Raw genomic sequence first — 427 nt, 5'->3', positions numbered from 1 at the left:
TGTACTGAACCCCTGTTCCTGGACACTTTTATATCACTCACTTTCTGCCTGAGCCCGGTATGCTGCCGGGCTCATCCCGCCTGTCCTGAGGCTGATTCGTTCGGTATTGTAATAATCAATATACGCACTGATATCACGTGCCAGTTCTTTCACCGAGTCGTAACGCCTGCGGTGATACATCTCCACTTTCAGATGGCTGAAGAAGTTCTCCATTACCGCATTATCCAGACAGTTGCCCTTGCGCGACATGCTCTGCGTTATGCCGGCACCTGCAAGCATCGCACGCCATCGCGGAGTCCGGTAAGCCCAACCCTGGTCGCTGTGCAGGACCAGACCCTCCCTGTGCCTGCCCGTCTTCAGGGCCTTTGCCAGCGTGCCGCACACCAGCGCCAGCTCCGGCCTGCCTGAGGTTTGCCAGGCCACTATC

1 protein-coding gene is annotated in these 427 nt (G+C 56.9%); it reads right to left on the bottom strand.

The window, feature by feature from the left end; translation table 11 throughout:
• Positions 1-33 precede the first annotated feature (33 nt).
• On the bottom strand, positions 34-427 hold a 394-nt coding region (locus GV764_RS11825), incomplete at its 5' end, for an IS3 family transposase (RefSeq protein ID WP_161660324.1).

This window comes from Atlantibacter hermannii, from assembly GCF_009907385.1.
In the GTDB taxonomy this organism is placed as follows: domain Bacteria; phylum Pseudomonadota; class Gammaproteobacteria; order Enterobacterales; family Enterobacteriaceae; genus Atlantibacter; species Atlantibacter hermannii_A.
The sequence above is the reverse complement of the archived record's forward strand: the minus strand, read 5'-3'. Positions and strand labels throughout refer to the sequence as shown.